We start from the raw sequence: 4,194 nt of genomic DNA on the forward strand, positions 1-4,194 counted from the left end.
CGCTGCTGGACACAGTGGACAACCGAGAGGCTTGGAGATGACTTCATTTACGTCGTCAGTCGGTTCCGTGACGTGATCGATCTTCACGGTGATACCCCCCTCTGCCAGGAAAGATGACGCCTCTCCGTTCCGACAACTTTTTCACCAGGGGGCTTGATGGAGCAGAGCAATGCGTCGCTACAGCGAGGCCGTCAAAGCTGACGTAAGGAGGCGGATGAGTCCGCCGCACAGGCAGAGCGTGGCCCAGATCTCAGCAGAGCTGGGCATTCACGTGGTGACCCTCTACAACTGGAGGAAGACCTGGCGGTTGCAGGGGGAGGTGGTTCCTGCTTCTCAGAAGGATCCAGAGGGTTGGGGGCCGGCAGACAAGTTCACGGTGGTCCTGGAAACCGCCGGTCTGAACGCGACAGAACTGGGGGGCTATTGCCGTGAGCGGGGGCTGTTTCCTGAACAGGTGGACCGCTGGCGCCAAGCAGCCCAGGATGCCAATTCCCAGCCGCTGCTGACGATGGCCGATCAGAAGGACCTCCAAAAGCGGCACCAGGAGGACCAGCGGGAGATCAAGCGGCTGCAACAGGAGCTGCGCCGTAAGGACAAGGCCCTCGCGGAGGCCGCAGCGCTGCTGATCGCCTCAAAAAAGATTCAGGCCTTCTGGGGAGAGGACGGGGACGATTGACGTCGCCTGACGATCGCCGGAAGGCCCTGGAGATCCTCGACGAGGGCATGGCCAATGGTGCGCGAGCCCGTGAACTGGCCCTGCTGCTCGGCGTGGGGCTCACCACGCTGCAGCGCTGGCGCCGACAGTTTGTTGGTGACGGTGATGGCGTCGACCGTCGCAAGGGCAGCTGCCGGCACGTGGCTCACCGCCTCAGTGAGGAGGAACGCCAACGGATTCTGCTGACTTGCAACCAGCCGGAGTACGCCTCGCTGCCGCCGGGACAGATCGTGCCGGCGCTGGCCGATCAGGGCCTCTTTATCGGCTCTGAATCAAGCTTCTATCGGGTCCTGCACCAGGCAGGGCAGTGCCACCGCCGCGGGCGTGCACGGCTGCCGCAGGAACCGCGCTCGGTGCCGCGTCTCAGGGCGGATCGCCCCAACCAGGTGTGGAGCTGGGACATCAGCTTCCTGCCGACCACGGTGCGGGGTGTGTGGCTGTACCTCTATCTGGTGGTCGACGTCTGGAGCCGCAAAGTGGTGGCCTGGGATGTGGCCGAGGTGGAGTCGTCTGACATCGCAGCGGATCTGGTGCAGCGGGCATGTCTCAGGGAGCGCTACCGCCGACCCAGCGGCTTTGGCAGCCACCAGTGCCGGCAGCAGCCACTGATCCTCCATGCCGACAACGGCAATGCCATGCGTGGGGCCACGCTGGAATCGCGGCTGGAGGAGATGGGGGTGCTGAGATCCTTTTCCAGGCCGAGGGTCTCGAACGACAACCCGTACTCGGAATCCCTGTTCCGAACGGTCAAATACCGGCCCAACTACCCCAGCCGGCCCTTTGCCAGCAAGGACAAGGCCTGTGAGTGGGTGGCGACCTTTGTGGAGTGGTACAACCACCGACACCGGCACAGCGCCATCAAATTCGTGACGCCCCATCAGCGTCATAGCGGTACCGCCAACGCAATCTGCAAGCAGCGAGCCGATGTCTACGAGCAGGCGCGCCAAAGGTATCCGCGCCGGTGGACACGATCGACGCGGTGCTGGCGTCAGCCGGAGGTGGTGTGGATCAATCCGCCACCAGCCGAAATCGAACTCGAGCCAGCTAAGTTGTCGGTGGCTGCTTGAACAGCAGCAGGGACGTCATCTTTCCTGGCAGTCACCGATACCCGTTATCACCAGTGGTGCTCAAAGCAGCTGCGCCAAGAGCTTTGGTCGATGAAACGTCTCTCTCTCGACTTGGGTGACGTAGTTTGCCCACAGCCGGAGGCCGTATATAAAGCCAACCGGCACAAATCGGCTATTTACTTGCAGACAAGAAAGCAGCGACTCCTTGCGCAAACGCCGGCCCTAAATCAACAAGAAAAAGCGCAGATCCAGAAGATCTACGAGGAGCGGGATCGACGCAATCAAGTGGCCGGCCGCATCATGTATCACGTTGATAATATCACTCCTCTTGCAAAGGGAGGCCTCCATCATCCAGAAAACTTACAGCTAATTAGGGACTCCTGAAAAAGCCAGATCGCCTGCAGCGCAACTTGTTTCAGCGATCAATACTCGATAAACTGGCCTCGATCAGGGCAATTGACGATTGCTACAACTGCTGAGCACTGCAGATGTACCGGAAACACCAGAACGGACAGCTCACAATCGAGGAGTTCCATGTGCCTTTTGGCGGAACGTTGGACGCGGATAACCGCTGGGTGATTTTCTCCTCCCTAATGCCATGGGAAGAGCTGGAGGAAACATATGCCCCCCAGTTCAGCCCCACGACTGGTGCTCCTGCAAAACCTGTACGGCTTGCATTTGGTGCCCTATTCATCAGACAGCGGCTTGGCCTAACGGACGAGGAGACCGTCGAACAGATCCGAGAAAACGCTTACATGCAGTTTTTCCTTGGTTTTGCCGGCTACTCCAGCAAGGCACCATTTGACCCATCGATGATGGTTCATTTCCGTAAGAGATTCACGGAGAAGGATCTCAATCGGATTAATGAACTCATTGCCGTACGCGGTAAAGCCTTGGTACTCGAGGCTGTGGCGTCACTTCCAGACGACGACTCTGATGATCCAGATACCGGTTCATTCGAACAGATTTCACTTGACGACTTCGTGAAGCCTGCAGATTGGCCAGAGGATAAGAACTGGGGAACACTCACCATCGATGCCTCTTGCACGCCAGCCGACATCACCTACCCGACTGATCTGAAGCTGTTGAACGAGGCGAGGGAATCAACCGAACGGATCATTGATGAACTGTGCAGTCAAAACTCAAAACTCTGCAAATACAAGCCACGTTACGATCGTGGTAGGGCCCGTGCTGCTTTCCTCAATGTCGCCAAACAGAAGGAGCCACGCCGCAGGAAGATAAAAGCCGCAATACGCCGTCAGCTCGAGTATCTGCAGCGGAATCTTGATGCAATCGACGCCCTAACTGCAGCTGGTGCAAGCTTTTCGGGCTTGAAGACCCATTGGTGGCAGAAACTACTCGTGATCAGCGAGCTGAACCGCCAACAAAGCATTCTGCTTTACGCCAAGACGCGCAGCATGCCCGATCGCATTGTGAACTTGGTTCAGAGATACGTACGGCCCATTGTTCGTGGTAAAGCAAGAGCTGCTGTTGAGTTTGGCGCAAAGATTAGTGTGTCTGTGCGAAATGGCTTTGCCTTCCTGCACAGGATCAGCTGGGATCCATACAACGAGGCGGAAGACCTGATTCCACAAGCTAAGAAATACAAGCAAGAATATGGCTGCTACCCCGAGCGAATCTGCGCAGATCGCATCTACATCAATACCAAGAACCGAAACTTCTGTACTCGGAACGACATACGGCTATCTGGTAAGCGATTGGGGAGGCCGCCGAAGAATCCAGAGATCAGTGCTGCTCACAAGCAGCAGCTCAGCGCAGACCAGCGGAGACGAAACGAAGTGGAGGGATGCTTTGGATCAGGAAAGAGAAAGTATTCACTAGATTTGGTTATGGCTCGGCTGGCAAAAGGTGCAGAGAACTCCATCTCCATGGCTTTTGTGGTGATGTGCGCAGAGAAGATCCGGAGGCTCCTCCGCCTCTTTTTTATCACTATTTTTGCCTGGATTTATACCTGTCAAAGGCCAGTTTTCCTCTGGAAGGCGCTCAGGGATATTCTATGGCTTGAAACAGAAGAATTGCTCGTCACTGTATAACCGATCTAGCGAGCTTCCTGCACCCATGTCTCTTGGCTGAAATCAAGGCAGCTTGCTGGAAGCTTTTTCAGGAGTCCCTAATTACTGCTAGCAAAAACGTCCGCAAGGGAAGCAGAATCACGTGACGACAGGCAAGGAAATATCCTAATGACGCTAATTAGAACTTGAGGCATGCTGGCCGTCCCAATATAAAAACAGCTCGGTTCAAACCAAGATCGCTGAGCGCAAAGCCCAAGCCAGCCAAGCAAAAATGAAGAAAGTCTATATGGCAGCGCCTATTATGTTATCAATTGCGATAAACTACTATATGAAGAGGGGGCGGGAATGATTTCGGATTCACACAAAGGCCAAGCGATAG

Annotated in this window: 2 protein-coding genes and 1 pseudogene; all 3 read left to right on the forward strand. The window is 56.1% G+C overall.

The genetic code is table 11. The annotated features are described in order from the left end of the window. Positions 1-169 precede the first annotated feature (169 nt). The 3 genes and pseudogenes from CJZ78_RS13265 (at position 170) to CJZ78_RS13270 (ending at position 3,836) form a co-directional block, all read left to right on the forward strand. Positions 170-1,782: pseudogene (locus CJZ78_RS13265) on the forward strand (IS3 family transposase). 90 nt (positions 1,783-1,872) lie between these two features. After that, positions 1,873-2,166, forward strand: coding sequence for an HNH endonuclease signature motif containing protein (locus CJZ78_RS13945; RefSeq protein WP_143592965.1), 294 nt, complete (start codon positions 1,873-1,875; stop codon positions 2,164-2,166). Between the two features lie 104 nt (positions 2,167-2,270). Continuing rightward, positions 2,271-3,836, forward strand: a complete 1,566-nt coding sequence (locus tag CJZ78_RS13270) for an IS5 family transposase (RefSeq protein WP_094561771.1) — start codon at positions 2,271-2,273, stop codon at positions 3,834-3,836. Positions 3,837-4,194: the final 358 nt, after the last annotated feature.

Origin of the sequence: Synechococcus sp. 8F6, assembly GCF_002252665.1 — a bacterium.
Lineage (GTDB): Bacteria > Cyanobacteriota > Cyanobacteriia > PCC-6307 > Cyanobiaceae > Cyanobium_A.